Origin of the sequence: Listeria monocytogenes, from assembly GCF_900187225.1 — a bacterium.
Classification (GTDB): domain Bacteria; phylum Bacillota; class Bacilli; order Lactobacillales; family Listeriaceae; genus Listeria; species Listeria monocytogenes.
Map to the genome: position 1 here is coordinate 2,131,096 of NZ_LT906436.1, position 22,426 is coordinate 2,153,521.

Annotated in this window: 23 protein-coding genes; 12 read left to right on the forward strand and 11 right to left on the reverse strand. The window is 37.7% G+C overall.

Annotated features, from left to right (window positions below):
• Positions 1–17 precede the first annotated feature (17 nt).
• The 5 genes from CKV70_RS10785 to CKV70_RS10805 all read right to left on the reverse strand — a co-directional run bounded on the left by CKV70_RS10785 (position 18) and on the right by CKV70_RS10805 (position 5,783).
• Complete coding sequence (locus CKV70_RS10785) at positions 18–1,367, reverse strand: PTS galactitol transporter subunit IIC (RefSeq protein WP_003731941.1); 1,350 nt, start codon at positions 1,365–1,367, stop codon at positions 18–20.
• A gap of 27 nt (positions 1,368–1,394) precedes the next feature.
• Entirely contained in the window at positions 1,395–1,670 is a 276-nt protein-coding gene (locus CKV70_RS10790; protein ID WP_003722354.1) for a PTS sugar transporter subunit IIB, read from the reverse strand.
• Positions 1,671–1,675: 5 nt separating this feature from the next.
• Complete coding sequence (locus CKV70_RS10795; protein WP_003722355.1) at positions 1,676–2,143, reverse strand: PTS sugar transporter subunit IIA; 468 nt, start codon at positions 2,141–2,143, stop codon at positions 1,676–1,678.
• Between the two features lie 7 nt (positions 2,144–2,150).
• The gene (locus tag CKV70_RS10800; protein WP_031695679.1) at positions 2,151–4,157 is read right to left on the reverse strand and encodes a BglG family transcription antiterminator; all 2,007 of its coding nucleotides are present in this window, start codon (positions 4,155–4,157) and stop codon (positions 2,151–2,153) included.
• A 180-nt stretch (positions 4,158–4,337) separates the two neighbouring features.
• A complete protein-coding gene (locus tag CKV70_RS10805; RefSeq protein ID WP_009925710.1) occupies positions 4,338–5,783 on the reverse strand; it encodes an aminotransferase-like domain-containing protein in 1,446 nt (481 codons plus the stop codon).
• Positions 5,784–5,908: 125 nt separating this feature from the next.
• On the opposite strand from CKV70_RS10805, the gene pdxS reads away from it, so the two are divergent.
• Both pdxS and pdxT read left to right on the forward strand, forming a co-directional pair.
• A complete protein-coding gene (pdxS, locus tag CKV70_RS10815) occupies positions 5,909–6,796 on the forward strand; it encodes a pyridoxal 5'-phosphate synthase lyase subunit PdxS (RefSeq protein WP_003722358.1) in 888 nt (295 codons plus the stop codon).
• A gap of 1 nt (position 6,797) precedes the next feature.
• Positions 6,798–7,364: a pyridoxal 5'-phosphate synthase glutaminase subunit PdxT gene (gene pdxT, locus CKV70_RS10820; protein ID WP_014601015.1), complete on the forward strand. Its 567-nt coding sequence runs from the start codon at positions 6,798–6,800 to the stop codon at positions 7,362–7,364.
• A gap of 45 nt (positions 7,365–7,409) precedes the next feature.
• Here pdxT and CKV70_RS10825 read toward each other — a convergent pair whose 3' ends face one another.
• The 3 genes from CKV70_RS10825 to pta all read right to left on the reverse strand — a co-directional run bounded on the left by CKV70_RS10825 (position 7,410) and on the right by pta (position 9,849).
• Positions 7,410–7,850 carry a hypothetical protein gene (locus tag CKV70_RS10825; RefSeq protein WP_009926224.1) on the reverse strand — a complete coding sequence of 147 codons (441 nt, stop codon included), beginning with the start codon at positions 7,848–7,850 and terminating at the stop codon, positions 7,410–7,412.
• Positions 7,850–8,521, reverse strand: a complete 672-nt coding sequence (locus tag CKV70_RS10830; RefSeq protein WP_003722361.1) for a hypothetical protein — start codon at positions 8,519–8,521, stop codon at positions 7,850–7,852. The genes CKV70_RS10825 and CKV70_RS10830 overlap by 1 nt, the downstream gene beginning before the upstream one ends.
• Before the next feature lie 350 nt (positions 8,522–8,871).
• Positions 8,872–9,849: a phosphate acetyltransferase gene (pta, locus tag CKV70_RS10835; protein ID WP_003722362.1), complete on the reverse strand. Its 978-nt coding sequence runs from the start codon at positions 9,847–9,849 to the stop codon at positions 8,872–8,874.
• A gap of 319 nt (positions 9,850–10,168) precedes the next feature.
• Between pta and CKV70_RS10840 the strand changes: the two genes are divergently transcribed.
• From CKV70_RS10840 to CKV70_RS10850, 3 genes are read left to right on the forward strand one after another with little or no spacing between them, the layout of a single operon-like run.
• Positions 10,169–10,396 carry a FeoA family protein gene (locus CKV70_RS10840; RefSeq protein WP_003722363.1) on the forward strand — a complete coding sequence of 76 codons (228 nt, stop codon included), beginning with the start codon at positions 10,169–10,171 and terminating at the stop codon, positions 10,394–10,396.
• The gene (gene feoB, locus CKV70_RS10845) at positions 10,393–12,387 is read left to right on the forward strand and encodes a ferrous iron transport protein B (protein WP_014601016.1); all 1,995 of its coding nucleotides are present in this window, start codon (positions 10,393–10,395) and stop codon (positions 12,385–12,387) included. Before CKV70_RS10840 ends, feoB begins: the two co-directional genes overlap by 4 nt.
• 6 nt (positions 12,388–12,393) lie before the next feature.
• A complete protein-coding gene (locus CKV70_RS10850) occupies positions 12,394–12,576 on the forward strand; it encodes a FeoB-associated Cys-rich membrane protein (RefSeq protein WP_009926545.1) in 183 nt (60 codons plus the stop codon).
• Between the two features lie 29 nt (positions 12,577–12,605).
• Here the strand turns inward: CKV70_RS10850 and CKV70_RS10855 are convergent, their stop codons facing one another.
• Positions 12,606–13,460, reverse strand: coding sequence for a metallophosphoesterase (locus tag CKV70_RS10855; protein ID WP_014601017.1), 855 nt, complete (start codon positions 13,458–13,460; stop codon positions 12,606–12,608).
• A 251-nt stretch (positions 13,461–13,711) separates the two neighbouring features.
• On the opposite strand from CKV70_RS10855, the gene CKV70_RS10860 reads away from it, so the two are divergent.
• From CKV70_RS10860 to CKV70_RS10870, 3 genes are read left to right on the forward strand one after another with little or no spacing between them, the layout of a single operon-like run.
• Positions 13,712–14,473 carry a DeoR/GlpR family DNA-binding transcription regulator gene (locus tag CKV70_RS10860; RefSeq protein ID WP_003722367.1) on the forward strand — a complete coding sequence of 254 codons (762 nt, stop codon included), beginning with the start codon at positions 13,712–13,714 and terminating at the stop codon, positions 14,471–14,473.
• 5 nt (positions 14,474–14,478) lie between these two features.
• Positions 14,479–15,621, forward strand: coding sequence for an N-acetylglucosamine-6-phosphate deacetylase (nagA, locus tag CKV70_RS10865; protein ID WP_014601018.1), 1,143 nt, complete (start codon positions 14,479–14,481; stop codon positions 15,619–15,621).
• A 41-nt stretch (positions 15,622–15,662) separates the two neighbouring features.
• Positions 15,663–16,460 carry an alpha/beta fold hydrolase gene (locus tag CKV70_RS10870; RefSeq protein ID WP_003731936.1) on the forward strand — a complete coding sequence of 266 codons (798 nt, stop codon included), beginning with the start codon at positions 15,663–15,665 and terminating at the stop codon, positions 16,458–16,460.
• An 86-nt stretch (positions 16,461–16,546) separates the two neighbouring features.
• On the opposite strand, the gene manA is transcribed toward CKV70_RS10870, so the two are convergent.
• Both manA and CKV70_RS10880 read right to left on the reverse strand, forming a co-directional pair.
• Entirely contained in the window at positions 16,547–17,503 is a 957-nt protein-coding gene (gene manA / locus CKV70_RS10875) for a mannose-6-phosphate isomerase, class I (protein WP_014601019.1), read from the reverse strand.
• A 79-nt stretch (positions 17,504–17,582) separates the two neighbouring features.
• Positions 17,583–18,314 carry an NADPH-dependent oxidoreductase gene (locus tag CKV70_RS10880; RefSeq protein ID WP_003731935.1) on the reverse strand — a complete coding sequence of 244 codons (732 nt, stop codon included), beginning with the start codon at positions 18,312–18,314 and terminating at the stop codon, positions 17,583–17,585.
• A 122-nt stretch (positions 18,315–18,436) separates the two neighbouring features.
• Here CKV70_RS10880 and CKV70_RS10885 point away from each other — a divergent pair, with 122 nt between their 5' ends.
• From CKV70_RS10885 to CKV70_RS10900, 4 genes are all read left to right on the forward strand, one after another.
• The gene (locus CKV70_RS10885; protein WP_003731934.1) at positions 18,437–18,667 is read left to right on the forward strand and encodes a helix-turn-helix domain-containing protein; all 231 of its coding nucleotides are present in this window, start codon (positions 18,437–18,439) and stop codon (positions 18,665–18,667) included.
• 83 nt (positions 18,668–18,750) lie between these two features.
• Positions 18,751–19,506, forward strand: coding sequence for a hydrogen peroxide-dependent heme synthase (gene hemQ / locus CKV70_RS10890; protein ID WP_003722373.1), 756 nt, complete (start codon positions 18,751–18,753; stop codon positions 19,504–19,506).
• A gap of 196 nt (positions 19,507–19,702) precedes the next feature.
• A complete protein-coding gene (locus tag CKV70_RS10895) occupies positions 19,703–20,470 on the forward strand; it encodes an ABC transporter ATP-binding protein (RefSeq protein ID WP_003722374.1) in 768 nt (255 codons plus the stop codon).
• Positions 20,457–22,397, forward strand: coding sequence for an ABC transporter permease (locus CKV70_RS10900; RefSeq protein WP_014601020.1), 1,941 nt, complete (start codon positions 20,457–20,459; stop codon positions 22,395–22,397). Before CKV70_RS10895 ends, CKV70_RS10900 begins: the two co-directional genes overlap by 14 nt.
• Positions 22,398–22,426 lie beyond the last annotated feature (29 nt).

The following is a 22,426-nucleotide window of genomic DNA, read 5'->3' on the forward strand; positions in this document are numbered from 1 at the left end:
CTCATCACTCCTATTTCTTAAGAGCTAGCTTTTTCTAGTTCAATTGTTCGTTTTTTCATCATTTTCACGTAAAATACTAGTAATACTACCCAAATTGCGACAAAAATAAATCCTAAAATAGTGAACTGACTTGCTTCAGCAAAGATATAACGGAACACTGGATATTCAAGCGTACTCCATGTAATTTGTTGCCCAGCTTTTAGCGAAATTGCGCCGGTTGAATGCGCTAAATCCGTAATAGTTCCAGCGAAGAAAGTAGATACATATAAGAAAATTGGTGTTGTAATTGTTCCAAGAATAATCATGCGGATTAAGTTCCCACCAGTTACAATTAGCGCCGGTGCACACAAGGAAATATTTAATATTCCGGCAAACGGTAATACGCCATTTCCTGGTAAAATAAGCGCGAAAATAAGTGTAACTGGAACCATCAGAACGATCGCTACCCACACTTCACTACATCCCGCTAAAATCGGCCAATCTAAGCCAATAAACAATTCACGGTTTTTAAATTTACGTTTCATGAACTCAGAAATACCATCAGATAGTGGTGAAAGAGCTTGCATAAATAGTTTTGCAACCATCGGGAAAAGGGTTAATGCTGCAGCAGCTTGCATGGCTAGCATCAGTGTTTTAGCTACATCATAACCAGCAGCAACCCCTAGAAGTCCACCGATTATAAAGCCCATCACATGGTTTTCTGCAAAAATACCAATTTTATCTTTTAACGCATTGGCATCCATATCTTTCCGAAGTGCTGGAATTTTTTTCAGTAACCAGTCAAGCGGCATTAAGAAAATACAGAAAATCATCATGCCGTGAGAAACGGTTACACCTGGAATTCCATTTAACTCTTGAATTTGACGTTGGTTAGCATCACATAGAATTAGTTCTGTAACAATTTGAATTCCGGCAACAATAAATGCTAAGTAAACATTTTGTGTTACACCGATAATAAGTACGGCTGTTAAAATTTTGCCCCAAACGTTCCATAGATCGACGTTCAAGGTTTTCGTTTTATTGATAACGAGCATAATGGCGTTAATACCAAGTTGTAGCGGGAACATCAAGAAGGCAAATGGCCATGCCCAAGCAAGTGTTGCCATTGATGTCCATCCTCCATCTAAGATGCTTAAATTAATCCCTGTTCTTTCAGCAAGTCCTTGTGCAGCTGGCGTTAATGCTTCAATCATAAAGCCAATAACGATATTCATTCCAAGGAAAGCTACCCCTAGAATAATCCCCGCACTCACTGCATCTCTTACTTTCATTCGTACAATTAGACCAATAATAATCATTAGTGCTGGAACAAAAACGGCAGCTCCAAGGTTCAAAATAAACTGTATAACTGATTGTAATGACTCCATTTTTTCACGCTCCCTGTTTTATCTGGTTTATTTTAAGGCGTTAAGTAATTTTTCTGTTTCTTCGTCCATGCCCATGCCTGTTAAGAAAGCAATACCATTCAATGTTGGAATATCGAATTCTTTATTTGCTTTTGTAATTGCCACATATACATCACTTGTCTTAATATGTTGCTCTAAAGACTTAATATCCACTGCTTCTACTGTTGCGCGAACCCCTTTTTCTTTTAAAATACGTTCTACTTTTGATGCCACTGTTTGACTTGTTGCTACACCTGATCCACATGCTACGATAACTTTTTTCATTGTAATCACTCTCCAAATTGTTTTTTTAGGAAATCACATAAAGTATTGCTATCATTTATTTCTTTTATTTGTTCCACAAAGTCTGCTTCCATAAATTTTTCCATGATACTTGAAAGCAGTGGAACTTGATCTTGGGGATTTTTGATTCCTAACATGAAAATTACTTCGACATCAATCCACTTATCTACCGTTCCCATTTGAACAAAAGGAATCGGTGTAGAAAGTTTATTTACGAGTACAAAAGGACGTTTTACATAAATCGTGTCTGTATGAGGAATTGCGATTTTGATGCCATTCATCTCGAGTCCAGTAGGAAAAACTACTTCTCGGCTTGTTACCGCTTCTCTAAAAGTCGGCTCTACATACTGCTCTTTCTCTAATATCTTACTCGTGTATTCAAAAAGTTCTGCCTGACTCTCGTATCTTGAATTTATCAGGGTTAACTCTTTTTGAAACAAATCATGGTAATCCACGCGACGCTCACCCCCTTTCAAGGATTTCAACGATTTTCTTTTTGTTAGTAGAAGCGAGAATTCCCACTAATTTCTCAGGCTTCAAGAAAATTTCGTTCAATTTTAGTAATAATGGTATATGTTTGTTTTGTTCAGATGGTGCTAAGGCAATCATGATTTTGACCGCTTCATCCTCAGGGGTTTTTGTGTTCGCTTTCATTATCATCAACTGAATATCTTGCTCAATTACCCCGTTTGCGGGTTTGGCATGTGGCAAATAAATATTCGGCCCAATCATCATCTGCTCATAATTTTGATAGAATATTTCTTCACAAGTATGAATGTAACTAGCATCCACCGTTCCTCGTTCTAACATTGGTGCAAACGCCGCCGAAACCAGTTGCTCCCACTCAAGTGGCATTTCTAAGAAGTGAACCTGCTCTTCCGTAATTCGCATTTGTTCTGGTTCTTTTTTCTCCACAGGCTGCTCTTTTTTGTTAAAAAATGACTCTACTTTGGCTTGCACTAATCGAATATTTTCTTCGGGGATTTCATCTTTTAGCATAGCGAGTAGTTCTTTGGTTTTCTTATGACTGTCCATTTCAATAGCTTTATCAACTTGTTCTCTAAGGATTTGTCGGCTGTCTTTACTTAAAATCGACGGAATTACAAAAATGGTGGCGTCGCTTTGAACTGGAACAGTCGTAAAAATAAAATCAATATCGCGGGCGACCGTATTTAATTGCCGCACCGCATAAGCACCTTGAAAATCAATATTCGGAAACATCATTTTCAAGTTTTCTAGCAGTAATTTAGAAATGGATGTACCACTTTTACAAAGGACGACTGCGCGGAAAATCGGCTGTTCCGTTTCCTCGATTTGATACATCCACCCAAGAACTATCATCGAAAGATACACAATTTCCTCTTCTGACCACTTGTGACCAACCAATTTTTCAAAAGGTTTGGAGGCTTTTTCTACAATGTTAAATGTCGGGGTATATTCTTTAATAAACTGTTTTTTAAGTGGATTATTGATTTGAAATCCTAGAATCGTCCGGTAAATTGCTGGTCTGACATGTAAAATTACTTTTTCTTTAAATTCATTTTTCTTCATGATTTCCGTCGCAAAATACATTTCTAGTAAACGAATGAACTCGTCGACTGCGTAGGCGATTTCTTCACTGTCTGAGAAATGAAGCACCGACTCGACTAAGTTCGAAGCGAGGACTTGTAACGATAAGTACAACAAATCGTTTTCACTTAAAAAATCATAACCCCAAAACATTTCTTTCATTATCGGGAACTCACGGGTATTTTTGATGTCATACATTTCAATTTTAAATGTCCATTTCTTGTTTGTTACTTTGGATCGTTTGATGATGCCGTGGAGAATATAGGGCAATTCTTCCATCTGCTCATCTGTAAAGGTAATTTGAAGCTTACTTTCAACCTTTTCAAGCCGTTTTTTTAGTAAAAATACTTCGCTCACAGTAATCAGCTTCTTTTCATCAAGTACGAATTTTCCGTATGGGGTCTGAACGACTTCGCGAATGAGTTCTGCTAGTAAATTACGAATCAGAAATTCTGAACCAGAAACAGCGTAGCCATCTTTCCGCGAGTAATCGAGCTGAATTTCAAACTCATGCAGACTCTCTTTGATACTTTTAACATCTGTAAGCATGGTGTTTTTACTTACATAAACATAGTCCGCAAGCGCGCCGAGTGACATATAATGATTATGTAGCAGTAATTTAATCATGATAAGTTTGCGACGAATATTTACCTCATAAAACGAAAACAGCTGTTGTTCTTCCGCAGTTAAAAGCCGGTAACAAGCTTCCCTACATACATCTGTAACAAAAATCATGTCATGGTCAATCAAAATTGGTTCTGACTTTAGTAGATGGTTTATTTGTGTAATCTGTGCGCCAATTGCTTCTTTTGATACTTTAAAATTCTTGGAAACATTTCTAAGATTCACTTGTCGATTCAAGAGCAGATAAGTAATTAATTCCTTACAATTCTGTTCCATCTACTTTCCCCTCCCTTACATTAATAGTAAATGATAACCCTTACATAAAAATGATGATTCATCACAAATTCGCTTTTGGAAGAAAGAGTTATTGTGATGAGTTATATTTTAGGATTACTTTCTATTATAGAGGAGAAGGATTTTTAGGGGAATATCAAAAAAGTGCGAGATAGCGTTAAATCACGCTTCCTCGCACTTTTTTGATACTAATATTTGTTTTATTATTTCAGCTACACGTCTCGCTTCCTTCTTTTCAAGACGTGCATAAGTTACGCGAATAACAGCTTCTTTTACACCAAATAAAAATCCCGGCATCACGAGCAGATCATTCGCTAAAAATATATCGAAATCACGAACCGAACGAAATTCGACTGGCAATTTCACCCATAAATGAAAACCACCTTTTGGCTTAATAAATGTTACTTCACTCGGTAAAATGGCTTCGAATGCTTCGATTAGATCATCTCGACGCTGTTCCAATACGTGGTGCAATTGCAGCAAATGTGCCTTGTAACCGGCCGTATTTAAAACACTATTTGCTAGTACTTGCGGGAAAATGCTTAAACCAAAATCCATCTCTTGTCTGGCAAGTGCAAGCCGTTCAATAACTGCTGTCGGACCAATCAGCCAACCAATTCGTGTAGTAGATCCCATGATCTTTGAGAGCGATCCAATATATAAAACATTATCTGTATCCAATCGTTTCAGCGGTGCCGGAATTTGGTTATCCAGCGCACCCAGTTCTGAAAATGGATCATCCTCTACAATAGGGATTTGCAAATGAGCACAAATTTTCACGAGTTCTTTTCGTCGTTTCAAACTCATCACTAGTCCAGTTGGATTTTGAAATGTTGGATTAACAAAGACCATTTTTACGCGATGTTTATGATATAAATCACGTAATTCCGAAATAACCACGCCGTCTTCATCCATTGGTAACGCAAAAATCCGCAAGCCGGCTGACTGAAACAACGATAGCGAATAAAAGTATGACGGTGACTCAATTGCCACAGCATCCCCCGGTTTTAATAAACATTGTGTAATTAAAAAGAGCGCTTGTTGTGCACCCGATGTAATGAAAATTTGTTCAGATCGCGTTTGTAAGCCATAAGCTTCTTTCATCTGCTTTTGAATCGTTTCACGCAGTGGTTTGTAGCCAGCTTCGTCCTCCTGTTGTTCTTCAGCAATAAAAGACTGCCAGGAAAGACTCGGTGTTTCCATTTTCGGCGTCATTTCAAGCGGTAATTCCCCGCTTGCAGCATCAATCACGTTATCCGAATTGGCACGTTCCATTACTCCCGCTTGGCGAATATAAGGAACTGCTGGCGTAAAACCACCTTGCGTTAAATAATGCCGCCAATTGGTTGACTGCCCCGCAAAAAGTCCCCATTTTTCCGCATTAACCGTTGTTCCACTACCTTGTTTGCGAATGATAACAGCCCGCGCCGTCAGTTCATCGAGCGCTCGCACAACCGTCGAACGATTCACACCAAACATCTCCGCCAACTGTCTTTCTGGAGGCAATTTTTCTTCTGGCAAAAGTTCACCATTCATAATTTTCGTTTCGATTAAATCAACAATTTGTAAGTAAATCGGTAAACTCGAATTTCCAGTTAGTCGCCACATCCGTTCATTCCTCCTATATAAATTGGATGGAGAAAACAACATCCAATTGGCTGTTTTTACGAAATGGCTTTTAGCTTATCATAATAGTCAGGTAATTTCAATTAACTTTGATGGAGGTTGTTACTATGGAGAAAAAAGTTGGTACAGATCGTGTAAAACGTGGTATGGCACAAATGCAAAAAGGCGGCGTCATTATGGACGTTGTTAATGCTGAACAAGCAAAAATCGCTGAAGAAGCTGGTGCTGTTGCAGTTATGGCGCTTGAACGGGTTCCTTCTGATATTCGCGCAGCTGGTGGTGTCGCTCGTATGGCCGATCCTCGCATTGTCGAAGAAGTAATGAACGCTGTCTCTATTCCCGTAATGGCAAAAGCACGTATTGGTCATATTACAGAAGCTCGCGTCCTTGAAGCAATGGGCGTGGATTATATTGACGAAAGTGAAGTATTAACTCCCGCCGATGATGAATTCCATTTATTAAAATCAGATTTCACCGTTCCTTTCGTATGTGGTTGCCGAGATATCGGTGAAGCGCTCCGCCGTATCGGTGAAGGTGCTGCCATGCTCCGTACAAAAGGAGAACCTGGAACTGGTAATATCGTCGAAGCTGTTCGTCATATGCGCCAAGTAAACGGTCAAATCCGCCAAATCGCGGGAATGACGGATGATGAGTTAATGGTTGCTGCTAAAAACTTCGGTGCTCCATATGAATTAATCAAAGAAATTAAAACACTCGGCAAACTTCCGGTCGTTAATTTTGCTGCTGGTGGTGTTGCAACTCCCGCTGATGCCGCACTAATGATGGAACTTGGAGCAGACGGTGTTTTCGTTGGATCAGGTATTTTCAAATCCGATAACCCTGCCAAATTTGCCAGTGCGATTGTTCAAGCCACTACCTACTACACAGACTATGAATTAATCGGAAAACTTTCCAAAGAGCTAGGTTCCCCGATGAAAGGAATCGAAATGTCTCGCCTTAACCCAGAAGACAGAATGCAAGATCGGAGTTTTTAATATGAAAAAAATTGGTGTCCTTGCAATTCAAGGTGCAGTGGATGAACATATCCAAATGATTGAATCAGCCGGTGCTCTTGCATTTAAAGTAAAGCATTCAACTGATTTAGCTAGGCTTGACGGTCTTGTTTTACCTGGTGGTGAAAGCACAACGATGCGCAAGATTATGAAACGTTATGATTTAATGGAACCAGTTAAAGCATTTGCCAAGGAAGGTAAAGCTATCTTTGGTACTTGTGCCGGACTTGTGCTATTGTCAAAAGAAATTGAAGGTGGCGAAGAAAGCCTTGGATTACTTGACGCTACAGCAATTCGTAATGGTTTTGGCCGTCAGAAAGAAAGTTTTGAAGCCGAGTTAAGTGTAGATGTTTTTGATGCTCCTCCTTTTGAAGCAATTTTCATCCGCGCACCCTACTTAATAGAACCAAGTGATGAAGTAACTGTATTAGCAACAATTGACGGAAAAATCGTCGCTGCTAAACAAGCGAATATTCTTGTAACTGCATTTCATCCTGAGCTTACAAATGACAATCGTTGGATGCGGTATTTCTTAGAAAAAATTCTATAAAAAAAACATCGAAAATCAAATTGATGATTTTCGATGTTTTTCTATTTATTTCAAAAAAGATTCCATATATGATTTCGCATCTTTTTCCGAAATTCCGTCTGCAATGTAAGATTCGTACATATATTTCTCTAAAGCAGGAACATACTTGGATACATCTTCGCCCGCCTTGTTCATTTTACTAATATTAATCACCGAAGCATCAATATTTTTTCTTTGTGCTTTCGTCAAATCTTCATAAGGAATATTTTTTTCATAGTAAGAAACCATGACATCCTTACTAATATCTTTTCGATAAGAATCTCCTACAAAGATAAGTACAGCTCCAGCTACTACACAAAGGCCTAAAACAATCCCCATCGTGCTTGTAGGGCGAAATCTCCCTTTAGTTGATGAACGCAGAATGTTGATGATAAGTACGCCAAGAGGATAAACTAAAACTAGTGCACCCCCGATATACATCATTAATTCCCCAGTATTTTGAATCATTAGAAGTCCTCCCTATAATGTGAATTACCTGAATCAAAACTTTCTTGAATCTCCTGAACAAAAGGATTTTCGGTATCAAAGCATTTTTCAATTAATCTGGCACTAGCAAACTGCGTCTCCCAAATATCAAACACTACTTTGTTACCGCGTTTCACTTCATACACTCGGTATACTTGTGCTTGTCTAGCGTCCATAACCCCGTTGTAATCATATAATTTCGCTTCAATAGAATCGATACGATGCAACCAATTAATTTTCTTTGTGATTAAGCTACCGTGAACTATGGCATTTTTATATACTTTTACGTACTTTGTAGCATTTAAAACAGACCAAACGAACCATAAAGCTAAAATTGCTAGCACGATTAATTTGCCATTGAAAGAGCCGCCTCTATAAAAGTAGCCAATAATAAAAGCAATAATACATATAAATACAGGCAAGATAAACCGCCCGCCTTTGCTTCTTTTCAATGTAAGTATAGGATCGTTCAATTCCTGAGGAGTCGCATTGGAATGATTAAAATACACTTTAAACATGGAAAACTTGTTCTCAAATTCTTGTTGAAGCTTCTGTCTTCGCTGCCGATTTATTCTGTTTGCTAACAGTACTGCTAAAATTACAAATAAAGCAACACCTGATAGAGACAACCAGCGGACTAAATTCTCGTCCATTTTCTACAATCCTCTCTTTTTATATTTAATTTAGCACAAGCAAATAGAGCGTTCTCTTGAAGTAGACACTTTAACCTGTCTACCAAAATTGGACACTTAGGTATTCGAATTCCAAATGAAATCATCAACCAATTCTACCGCTGTATGTCCATTTAGTATAGCATAGAGGAAAGAGGTAATTGATAAAATTTTTAAATTATAGTCTTTAAAATATGTCAAAAATATGAATGTGAAGTAAATAACTTTCTCGTTCCGCTACTCATTAAGGAAAAATTTCCTCCATTCATCTAAAAAAAAGAGAAGACAAAATTTGTCTTCTCTTTTTTCTAATAGCTTTATTTAAAAACTGATTATTTATTCACTGCTTGCGCTGCTGTAATTAACGTTAAGTTATAAACGTCATCTGTATTACAACCACGAGATAAATCATTAACTGGTGCATTTAAGCCTTGTAAAATTGGTCCAACTGCTTCAAAGTTACCTAAACGTTGGGCAATTTTGTAGCCAATGTTTCCTGCTTCTAAGCTTGGGAAGATAAATACATTTGCGTCCCCTTTGATAACGGATCCTGGTGCTTTTTTCTCCGCAACAGTTGGAACAAATGCTGCGTCAAATTGGAATTCACCATCAAGCGTTAATTCAGGTGCTTTTTCTTTTGCAAGAGCAGTTGCTTCTACGACTTTTTCTGTTTCATCGGATTTTGCAGAACCTTTTGTAGAGAAACTTAGCATTGCGACACGCGGGTCAATGCCGAAGATTTCTGCTGTTTCGGCACTAACAATCGCGTTTTCCGCTAAGTCTGCTGCAACTGGTGCAATATTGATAGCTACATCGCTGAATAAGTAGCGTTCTTCACCGCGAACCATGATCATCGCGCCAGCAACTTTACTTACGCCTGGTTTTGTTTTAATAATTTGTAGGGCAGGGCGAACCGTGTCACCAGTAGAGTGAGCCGCACCACTTACAAGACCTTCTGCTTTTCCTGTGTATACAAGCATTGTGCCGAAATAGTTTGGATCAACTAGCATTTTACGCGCAGCTTCTTCTGTTGCTTTACCTTTACGACGTTCTACAAATGCAGCCACTAATTCATCAAAAAGTGGATCGGTCGCAGGTTCATGAATAGCGATTCCTTCAACAGAAACGCCAATTTCTTTTGCTTTTGCTTCAATTTCAGCTTTGTTTCCAAGCAAAATTGGTTTTACGATATTTTCTTTTTGCAGACGTGCAGCTGCTCCAACAATACGTTCATCTGTTCCTTCAGGTAGTACGATGCGCACGTTTTTCCCAGTAACTTGTCCTTTGATTGTAGTAAATAAATCACTCATGTGTTAATTGCCTCCATTAATATACATATTATAGTTACCATTTTACTATAAAAAAGAACAACTTGACAGAAAAAAAGTGATTAAAAACAGCTCCAGCACTTATTTCCGTGTATCAATACAGAGGTAAAAAGGCATGCCACTTAGGCAAAAGACGGCTATGCTCTTAAGAAATTTTTTTGCTGTTATACCCTACTATTTTGCTATTCTAACAGCAATTTCAAAAAAACACTTCATATTAAGGTCTGTTCGTGATAAAATGAACATAGTTGATAATGATTATCATGTTCATTACATAACATAAAAGGAGGCCTGCTAGCTTATGCAATTAAATGAAACTGCTGTCGGTGAAAAAGTTCGCATCTCAGAATTAAAAATTGAGAACGCTATGCTTAAACGTCGCTTACTTGCACTTGGTTGCGATGAAGGTTGTGATATTTGTATCAAACAAAAAGGACTATTTGGTGGTCCCTGTACTTTTGAAACAAAAGGGCAATATATCAGCATTAGACAATGTGATGCTTGCGCCATTATGGTGGAACGCAGATGAGTCAAAATACTTATTGCCTACTCGGAAACCCGAATACCGGGAAAACTTCTTTATTTAACGCATTAACAGGCTCTTATGAATATGTAGGAAACTGGAGCGGAGTTACCGTTGAAAAGAAAGTCGGTACTTTGCGCTCCAAAACAGGAAAATTAATTGATTTACCTGGAATTTATGACTTAAACCCGATTTCTCGTGATGAAACAGTTGTCACTAGATTTTTATTAGAAGAAAAATTTGATTGTATGTTAAATATTGTCGATTCATCGCAAATTGAACGAAATTTAAATTTAACGATTCAGCTCCTTGAGTTCGGCGCACCTGTTGTGATGGGTCTTAATATGATTGACGTTGCCGCTGGTCGTGGCATTCATTTAAACATCCAAAACTTAGCAAAAAAACTGCGCATTCCGATTTTGCCAGTCGTCGCTCGTTCTGGGAAAGGTACCGATGATATATTAACTACTTTATCGGAAAAACATGTGGCACCGGCGATTCCGCTTGTTTTACCATACGGAGAACCCGCAGAGAAAGCTATCGCAGAAATCCAAGCTTTAACTAAAGATATTATCCCTGCTAAGCAATCTCGGTGGCTCGCAGTTCAATTTCTTTCTAAAAATGAAGTCACAGAAGAATTTTTAACGACTAGCCCTATGTTTGAACAATTGAAAGATATACGCTCAGATTTAGAAATTGCGCTTGCCGGCAAATTAGAAAATCACTTTCATCAAGTTCGCGTGAATTACATTCATGATATTTGTTTGACTTCAGTCGAATACACGCGCAATTCAGATATTCCACTATCCGACAAACTCGATAAAATTTTCACGCATAAGTTTTTCGGGATTCCGATTTTCCTTGGTATTATGTGGTTAATTTTCCAAATAACCTTTACTTGGGTTGGCGCACCGCTGTCCGATTTGCTCGATGGTTTTATCGGTGGCTCGCTGACAGATTGGGTGACTTCCTTCTTAACAACCATCGGCGCATCTGGATTTATTACTGATTTGGTTGCAGATGGTATCATCGCTGGTGTTGGTGGCGTGCTCGTCTTTGTTCCTCAAATCTTGGTTATTTTCTTCTTCATTTCTGTCTTAGAAGATTCCGGATACATGGCTAGAATTGCGGTTGTTATGGACCGCGTAATGGAAATTTTCGGCTTAAATGGAAAAGCATTTATTCCCATGATTATCGGTTTTGGTTGTAATGTTCCTGGAATTATGGCAGCTCGGTCGATTGAAGAATCCAAAGAACGTACATTAACCATTCTCGTATCACCATTCATGTCTTGTTCTGCGCGCCTTCCCGTATACGCTCTTTTCGTTGGGGTATTTTTTGAAAAATATCAAGCGCTTGTCGTTCTATCACTATACGTGATTGGTATTTTAATGGCACTTATCGTCACTAAAATTTTATCAAAAACTTTACTTAAAAAAGATAATTCCGTATTCGTCGTCGAACTACCGCCCTACCGCTTGCCATCGCTTAAAACTTTATGGCGTAGCACATGGGAAAAAGGAAAAGGATTCTTGCGTAAAGCGGGAACATTCATTTTCGCAGGTTCTGTGATCATTTGGTTACTAAACTACGCTGGTCCATCAGGACTCGACGTACCAATGGGTGAAAGTTTCTTAGCAATTATTGGTGGCATGCTCGCTCCACTACTCGTTCCGCTAGGTTTTGGAACTTGGCAAGCGGGAGCGACACTTATTCCTGGTTTTCTAGCAAAAGAAGTGGTAGTTTCTACGATGGCAATTATTTATGCTGTTGGAGAAAGCTCCATGGGAAGTATCGTTAGCACCTTTTATACACCACTTTCGGCTTATTGCTTTATGTTGTTTATCTTGCTTTACATCCCATGTTTAGCGACAGTTGCCGCCATTCGTAAAGAAACTAGTTCTTGGAAATGGACCGCATTTGCCGTCGCCTATCCACTCATTACAGCCTACGTATTAGTATTTCTCGTTTATCAAATCGGAAGTCTATTCGTTTAAGAAAGGATGTTTTTCGTGAGTATTATCGTTAATTTATTACTTGGCGGTGCAATTTTTGGCTACACCATCTATGCTATTATCAAATTTGTCAAACGTAGTAAACAGGGAAAATGCGGTGGTTGCGAACTTGAAAAAGCCTGTAATTGCGAGTCAGACGAACATACGAATTTGGATCATATATTTAAATAGCAAAAAAGAGCCCTTTCCAAGGCTCTTTTTTATTTCGACTCCGGTTTTATCGTTACCGCAACAATTTCATATGGATTTCCTAACCTCGGAAATGCTTTTTGATGAAGGCTTCCCGCACCAAGTCCCGCTGAAATTATCATTGTCTTCCCATTTTTCGAATGCTCTCCGTATACATACTCCGGCAAAATGGTCCGCTGCGGCCCTGGAGCAATCGCGCCAATATTTGTATATGGAATACGCACAATCCCACCATGCGTATGTCCACTTAAGGTTAAATCAAAATCATTCTCCACATAAAGCTTAAAATAATCCGGCATATGCGACAATAGAACTTGATAATACTGCGAGTCTTGCTGCGTTTGTATCTCCGCTAAACCTTTCTTATAATAGGAATAGTCATAATCTAAGTTTGCACTACTCCGCAATCCAGACATCTGAAATTTCTGCCCTCCCACGTCGATAGTAGCCGTTTTATCTTCTAAGTTAACCACACCCATTTTTTCTAAAAAAGGCTTGTAGTCGTCTTCATAGGCATTTTTAACATCATATTCATGGTTCCCAGGCGAAAAATAAACCGGCGCAATCTTCGTAAGCTTTTTAATAAGCTCTTTAGGAACACTATCCCCTTGCCTATCAAAAAGATCTCCAGTAATCGCAATCACATCTGGATTTAAATTTTCCACTTTATGTAACAATTTTTCATTCTTATCGCCAAATTCACTAAAATGCAAATCCGATAATTGCACAAGTTTAATTTCTTTTTCAATTTTAGTAGAACTGACTTCATATTTTTTCACCGTCAACCTAGTCCCAAGAAACCACCCCACGACTAAAAGTACAATGATAATACTGATCGCTATAATCCACTTCATCTTTAAAGACATTTTTTCACCTCTATGTTGCTGTTCCCATTTATTATCAATATTTTGTCATCCTTTAAACGTTATCCCTATCATTATAACCTAGATTAAGCGCTGACTCAAAATGCACGAAAAAATCACCCCAAGTCTAATAAAAGAAGAAAACGGAAAAAACATCGGGTTGACATAAACTTGATAAGGTATATAATTAACTTATAAAAACTTATTAAAACATAAAATAAACTTAAAATAAATTATCTAAGGTGGCGAATATTATGAACCAAAAAGAAAGAATAGTGGAGGAACTGAAGCTGCTAGAAAACATGAAAACTATCTCTCAGGAAGAACTCATGCAGATTTTTTCCATTTCAAAAGATACAGCAAGGCGCGACATTTTAAAATTAGTCGAAAGCGGACTCGCAGAACGCTATCCAGGCGGAGTGTCACTACCAGTTTTAAAACCTCAAATAGAAAGCTATACAAGCAGATTAGTGAAACAAAGTGAACAGAAACAGAAAATTGCTTATGTGGCGGGTAAAGTGATAAAAGATCATATGACTATCTATTTAGATGTTTCGACCACTGTTCATTTTTTGGCTTCAGGCCTTGAGCAAAATGATTTAGTAGTAGTAACTAATTCTATGGACAATGCCATAGCGGCATCTCAGAAAGAAGATAACAAAGTATACTTGCTCGGTGGTTTCTTCAACTTCCATTCGCGTGTATTATCTGGTGAGCCCGTTTTAGGCCAACTTCAACAATTCAACTTCGATGTTGCTTTTATTGGAGGAGCTGGGCTAACAGAAGAAGGTGTCTTTTATTCAGAACTTACAGATGTCTATATGAAACAAGAGATTATCAGAAATTCTGAAAAAGTATACCTATTAGTTGATAGTACGAAAGTGAATAAAAAGACAGCATTCAAAATTGATTTTTCTGGAATTGATGCCGTAATAACAGATGAACCCTTGCCAAAAGATTTAATGCAGCACCTTATTTCTAAAGAAGTAGAAGTTATATCTTTGAAAGGATTGTGAAAATAATGACGATAATCAAAAACGTGAAAGTTTGCAAAGATAATGAATTAATAGATATGTCAGTCGTAACAGAGGGACATCTGATAAAAGAAGTTCTTCCAAAGAATAAAATTATTGCCGAAGAGTACTCAGAAGAAGCAATTTTTGATGGAAATGGAGGGTTGCTCATACCTGGAATGATTGACGTTCATATTCATGGGGCAAAAAATTATGATATGATGGATGGTTCAACAGAAAGCATTCAAGCTGTATCTATGGCTTGTGCGGAAACCGGATGTACTAGTTTTTTAGTCACGTCGGTTAGTTCTTCTTTGGAAGACTTAATTCAAATGATTAGACAAACAAAAAAAGTGATAGGAAAAGAGAAAGGTGCCAAAATTGCAGGAATTCACTTAGAAGGCCCCTACCTTAATATCGAAAAAAAGGGCATGCAAAACCCAGCCCATTTAAGACACCCTGACCTAAAAGAAATGAAAAAGATTTTCGATGAAGCAGATGGTCTTATTAAAATGGTAACCATTGCTCCAGAGTTGCCCGGAGGTATCGAACTCATTGACTTCTTGAAAAAAAGAGGCGTTGTTGTTGCAATTGCCCACTCCAATGCAACTTATGAAGAGGCGCAAGATGCCTTTGAAAAAGGCGCATCGCATATAACTCACTGCTTTAATGCTATGCCGGCAATCCATCATAGGGCACCAGGGCTTGTAGCAGCGGCTTTAGAAAATGATTCGATAAGTGTCCAAGCCATCGTAGACGGGGTCCACCTTCATCCTGGGATTGTGCGTCTCATTCATAAAATTAAAGGACCCGATAAAATGGTTCTCACAACCGATGCCCTTCAAGCTATGGGAGTTGGCGACGGCGAGTATATTTTTGGCGGTCACCAAGTAACGGTTACAGAAGGAGTGGCACGCTTACAAGACGGAACATTAGCTTCAAGTACCGTGACGATGAATAAATCTTTAAGATTAAGTAATGAATTTGGTATTAACTTGCAAGACACTATACAAATGGCAACAAGTACACCCGCAGATATTTTAGGCATGAAAAATTTGGGCCGAATTGAAAAAGGTTATAGCGCTGACTTGGTTTTACTTGATAAAAAATTCGAGGTTCTAAGTACGTGGATTAACGGTGAAAAATACTAAATTGGCTGGATCAATATTATCAAAGGAGTGGATTATAACTTATGCCGTTATTCAAACACGAAGGAATTGATTTTAACTATGAAATACAAGGAGAAGGTATCCCCTTTTTGTTTCTTCATGGACTAGGTGATAATTTAAAATTTGCTTTTGAAACATTTAATAATGATGAAAAAATCCAATTAATTTCATTGGATCAAAGAGGTCATGGGAAAAGCGGACATGATTCCAGAAAACTTAGCTACGAAAGATTGGCAAGTGATGCATTAGCGTTAATGGATTATTTAGGAATACAGCGTTTTTATATCGGAGGATTATCTATGGGGGCTGGTGTGGCAGTGAATTTGGCAGTCCATGCGGAAAATAAAGTGATGGGACTTATATTACTTAGGAGTTCTGCGACAGATGAGCCGATGAAAAAAGAAGTGATAGAATGGTTTAGTACCGTAAGTATGTATTTACCTAAAAAAAATGGCTCACAGTTATTTGAGCAAGATCCAATATTTCCATCGATAAAAGATACCTATCCTAAAGCAATTGATACTTTTAAGCGATATTTTGAAGATGACGCCTCTGTTAATTACTATAAAAAATTTATCGACATTCCTAGAGATAGACCAATAAAATGCAAAAGCGAATTAACTAATTTAACGATTCCCACACTTATACTTGCAAATAACTATGATGTGATTCACCCAATAGAATACAGTTTATTTTATGCACGTAATATGAAAAAGGCCAGTTATTATGAACTCACCCCTAAGACTGTTGATGCAGAGAAACATAAAATCGAAATAGATACCTATATAAATACATTCATCCTAAGCAACTCAAAAAAGTAATCTACAATTCCATAGAAATAAAAAAGCAGCAATCTTGTATATGCCATTGTTGGAAATGGCTTTATACAAAGATTTCTGCTTATTTGTTATTTTACAGGTGGCGTAGAAACAATCGCTGTGATTTGGCCAGTTATTTCCCAAGATTTCACTTCATTTGGTAAAACGAAATGATCCCCTTTTTTAATAGCCTGTTCGTTGCCATCAATCGTAAGAACCGCTTCCCCATCTAAAATACTCACTAACGTGTAAGGCGCTTTGGCTACGAATTCAGCCTTGCCATCCACATCCCATTTATAAACGCTAAAAAAGTCATTCGAAACAAAAGTCGTTTCTGTCAAACCGCCACGAGTTTCAGTATGAATATCTAACTTCGCATCCACATGTGGTGCAGTCGTAACGTCAATAGCTTTATCTAAATGAAGTTCGCGCAAGTTTCCTTCTGCGTCTTTACGATCATAGTCATATACACGATAAGTAGTATCAGAGCTTTGTTGTGTTTCAAGCACTAACGTCCCTGTGCCTAACGCATGAATTGTACCACTTGGAACATAATAAAATTCACCTGGTTTAATCGCCACTTTACGAAGCAATTTATCCCATTCGCCGTTTTTTGCCCAAGTAGCGAATTCTTCTTTGCTAGCTGCTTTGTGTCCGTATATTAATTCCGCACCAGGAGCGCAGTCAATAATATACCAGCATTCTGTTTTGCCAAGTTCCCCGTTTTCATGCACTTTCGCATATTCATCATTTGGATGAACTTGTACAGAAAGGTCCGTATTCGCATCCAAAATTTTCGTTAATAGTGGGAAAACTGCTTCTTTCGGATTACCAAAAAGCGCGGGATTTTCTTGCCATAATTCAGCTAATGTTTTGCCTTTATATTCGCCATTTTTGATTACGGAAGGACCATTCGGATGAGCGGAAATCGCCCAGTCTTCTCCAGTTGTATCAGACGGGATATCGTAACCAAAATAATCATGTAATTTCGTTCCACCCCAAATTCGGTCTTGAAAAACAGGGTTTAAAAATAATGCTTCTGTCATTATAAAATTACCTCCATTCCAGCGTTTTTGCTGGGTTTTGTCAATTAAAAGTATATACTAATAATGGCGAAGATGCTAGTTATTTCCCGCCTAAAAAACCTCTTTCTTTTATTTGTTCGGTTAAATTTGGGTAATAAGGTCTGTCATAAAATTTGGCTAACCGTTCGGTATAAGAAACAAAGCCTTCTCGCTCTGAAAACGGAATAATCTCTTGGTCATATGCTTCTAGTAAAGGCATGACATCTGTTTGGTACGTCTCTTCAAAATAAACTGCTTCTTTTGGTAAACGAGGTTTTACAGGCGCTTCGACATCCGGAACGCCAATACAAAGTCCGACAACCGGCATGACGAATTCTGGTAAATTTAGAAATCCAGCGGTTGCCGTAATATTTCTACGCAAGCCGCCAATACAAATCGTCCCGTAATCAAGCGACTCAGCAGCTGTTAAAGCATTTTGCATACAAAGCCCGATGTCTGTTGCCGCAACCATTAGTAAATCTTCTTCCCCAGCAATTTGGAAACTTTTACCGTGCATGTCACTCGCAACTTTTACACGGTGAAAATCTGCCACAAAACAAAGAAAAACAGAACATTCTGCTATGTAAGGTTGATTTCCGCAAAGTTCGGCCATTTTATTTTTACGTTCTTGGTCTTTAATCGCAATAATGGAATAGTGTTGACCGTTAATCCACGACGGGGCCGCTTGAGCTGCTCGGATAATCGCATCTAGTTTTTCTTCCGGAATCTCGACCCCTTTTTTATATTTACGAAAAGAGCGATGATTTCTTAGCAAAGTTAATACGTCATTCATCTTTATGCCTCCTAGATTTATCATTTAGTTAAAGTATAGCTTGTTTTTAAGCAATTGTTAATGTTTTCTCTTGTATTTCTGCCAGATATTTTCTACACTTAAAGAAAAAGAGGTGAAAAGATGTGCGCCAACAACAAATAGATTTTAAATGGCTTGAAGAAAACTTCCTGACTGCGAATGAAGCCGCGACTTACTTAGGCATATCTAAGCAAGCACTCCTTTCCTTAGCGAAACGCGATGTACTTCCCTTTACGAAAAAAGGAAATATGGTTCTTTTCCACCGAATGGACATTGAACTTCGGCTTGAAAAACAACAAAGCTTGCGCGAAAAATACCGTCCATTTGAAACATGAATTTCACAAACAGCGAAACGGACGAACTACTTTCCATATGTTACACTTTAGTTAGTGATATTCTAAACAAGGAGTGATACATAATGAATGAAGCAGTAAAAACGTTAGACGGTTGGTTTTGTTTACATGATTTTCGTTCGATTGATTGGGCTGCATGGCGTGAATTAAATCCAGGTAATCAGGAACTTATGTTAAATGAACTAAGCCATTTTTTAAGCGATATGGAAATTACTAAAAATATCGGTGAAGGAGAACATACCATTTACAGCATTCTTGGTCAAAAAGCAGATTTAGTATTCTTCACTTTGCGTGATTCCCTTGAAGCGCTAAATGAAGTCGAAAATCGTTTTAATAAATTAGCGATTGCCGATTACTTATTACCAACTTATTCCTATATATCTGTGGTGGAACTGAGCAACTATCTTGCGTCTCACATGGCTGGCGGTGACGATCCTTATCAAAATAAAGGTGTTCGCGCGAGACTCTATCCTGCACTTCCGCCTAAAAAGCATATTTGTTTCTACCCAATGAGTAAAAAAAGGGATGGCGCTGATAATTGGTACATGCTTCCAATGGAAGAACGCCAACAACTTATTCGCGACCACGGCTTGATTGGCAGAAGCTATGCTGGCAAAGTACAACAAATCATTGGTGGCTCCATTGGATTTGATGATTATGAATGGGGCGTCACTTTGTTCTCTGATGATGCACTGGAGTTCAAACGCATCGTAACGGAAATGCGCTTTGATGAAGCAAGTGCTCGTTATGCCGAATTTGGCTCTTTCTTTATTGGAAACCTGTTACTATCCGAGCAACTTTCTAAATTATTTACTATTTAATATAAGTAAAAACTGGAATTCAATCTAACAAATGACTGATTTTGTTAGCTGGATTCCAGTTTTTTTATTTCACTAAACTAACAATTTTGTAAGGATATCTACCATAAATGTCATTTGATACGATGGAACGAGTCCTATATACACGATAGAATGATACATATACTAACCGAATCTAGTTTTATAAGGAGAGAAAATAATGGAGACAGTTTTACAAGCAAAAAATGTGAGAAAAATATACGGTAGCAAGGGAAATGTCTACACTGCACTAGAAAATATCAGTATCGATATTAAAGAAGGTGAATTTACTGGAATTATGGGACCATCTGGGGCTGGTAAATCCACGTTACTAAATGTCTTATCTACTATTGATAAACCGACTTCTGGTCAGATTGTGATTTCCGGACAAGAACTCGAAAACATGAATGAACAACAAATGTCCACTTTCCGACGTGACAAACTAGGTTTTATATTCCAAGATTACAACTTACTAGACACATTAACTATCCGTGAAAATATTATCCTTCCCCTCGCACTAGCGAAACGCCCAGTAAAAGAAATGGAAGAGAAATTAGCAATTATCAGTGAAAAATTCGGTATTACAGAAATCCTTGATAAATATCCAAGCGAGATTTCAGGTGGTCAAAAGCAACGTACTGCAGCTTCCAGAGCAATTATTACATCCCCAAGTTTAATTTTTGCCGATGAGCCAACCGGTGCACTTGATTCTAAATCAGCTACCAATTTACTTGAAAGCCTACGTGACTTAAATGAACAAGATAAATCAACGATCATGATGGTAACACATGATGCTTTTGCAGCAAGTTTCTGTAAACGAATTTTATTTATTAAAGACGGAGAATTATACACAGAAATCTATCGTGGAACTAAAACGCGTAAGGAGTTCTTCCAAAAAATTCTAGACGTCCTTGCAAAACTGGGGGGCGACTCAGATGACGTTATTTGATTTAGCTAAGAAAAATATTCGACATAATTTTGTCCATTACTTTTTATATTTTGCATCTATGATTTTCAGTATTATGATTTATTTTACATTCCTTGTTCTTTCGAAAGATCCATCTGTTGTAGCTAGAATTGACCAATCGGCTAAATTATCTACTGCATTTTCAAGCTCATCAGTCATTCTACTTATTTTTGTAGCGATTTTTATCCTTTATTCCAATAATTTCTTTACCCGAAAAAGAAAAAAAGAAATTGGTCTTTATTCTTTACTCGGCCTTCGTAAAAAAGAAATTGGTCGCATGTTGTTTTATGAAAATTTTATTATGGGACTTGGCGCATTAATCATCGGTATTATTGCCGGTACATTACTTTCCAAGCTTTTTGTAACCATTTTACTTAACTTAATTAATCTTGATAGTATTGGTGGTTTTGCCTTTTCATGGGCAGCAGTAATACAAACGAGTATTGTCTTTATTATCATCACGTTATTTACATCGTTTACTGGTTACCGTATTATTTACCGCACCACTTTACTTGATTTATTCCACTCAGAATCAAAACGCGAAAAAAGTCCAAAACCTTCTTTCATCTTAGCGTTACTTTCGATTTTATTAATTGGTTTAGGCTATTTTATCGCTGGACAACCACTTGATTCTAAAGGCTCTATTTGGGCACAACTTGGCTTTTCTATTGGGGCACTAGTTATTTTAGCTTCGGTAATCATTGGTACTGCACTTTTCATTACCTTTTTCTTACCGTACCTACTAACAAAACTTAGAAATAACAAACGTATTTTCTATAAAGGTAGTAATATTATCTCGACCTCGCAATTAGCCTTTAGAATATCATCCAATGCGAAAACCTTGATCATTATTTCTATTTTAAGTGCAACAACCCTTTCTGCTATAGGTACAATAAGCAGTGTGTATTATCAAGCAAATACGTCCGCAAGCACGTCCGCTCCATCTAGCTTTGAATATGAAATACCTAAAGATAGTGAAACAAACAATAAAATCATCGAAACTGCAGAAAGTGACCCTGATCATCCAGTAGAGTTTAAACAAAAAAGCACTTACTATATCGTTAAAGCAGAGGGAGCTCGTCCAGACTTTGTAGAATACGATATAAACGAGGGTTTTCCAGTTATTTCCGAATCTGATTATAATTCTCTCGTAAAAGAACAAGGAACACCTGAAAAAGCAGCTAACCTCAAAGGAAACGAAGCACAAATGGTACTAACTATTACTTATGATGAGGATGCTCAAAAAGAAATGGTTGGTGAAAAATTCACACTTGCTTCGCCGGATAAACCAAATATTAAGATTAAATCTGTCGTTCAAAACTCACCAATAAGTACTATTCCAGGCTTGCTCGTACTTCCAGACAGCCAAGTAGCTAAGATAGCAGCAGATTCTTCAATTGCTGCTCACAGTGTCGAATCCATTTCAGTTAAAGATGCGAAACAAGCACAAGCATTAGATAAGAAGATGCGTGCTGTTATTCCAAAAGATACGAATTTCATTTCTTATACTAAGATGTACCAAGAAATTATTACTGTCACTGGAGTTCTTCTCTTTATCGGTATGTTCATTGGTTTTGTGTTCTTAGCAGCAACAGGAAGCATTATCTACTTCAAGCAGCTAACAGAAGCGTATAACGATATTGGTACTTTTGATATCTTGAAAAAAATTGGTCTTACACGTAGAGACATTCGTAAAGTCCTTGCTAAACAGCTATTAGTTGTATTCTTAATTCCGCTAATCATTGGTATCGCCCATAGTAGTTTTGCACTTCTCGGACTTTCACATATGTTAGCACTTGATTTAACTTTGCCAGTTGTTATTTCTACTGGAGTTTATACATTAATGTATATTGTTTACTATTTTGTTACCTTAAATAGTTACACAAATATCGTTTTCGGCAAAAAATAATAAAAAGAAGCCCTCTAACCTTAATTAGA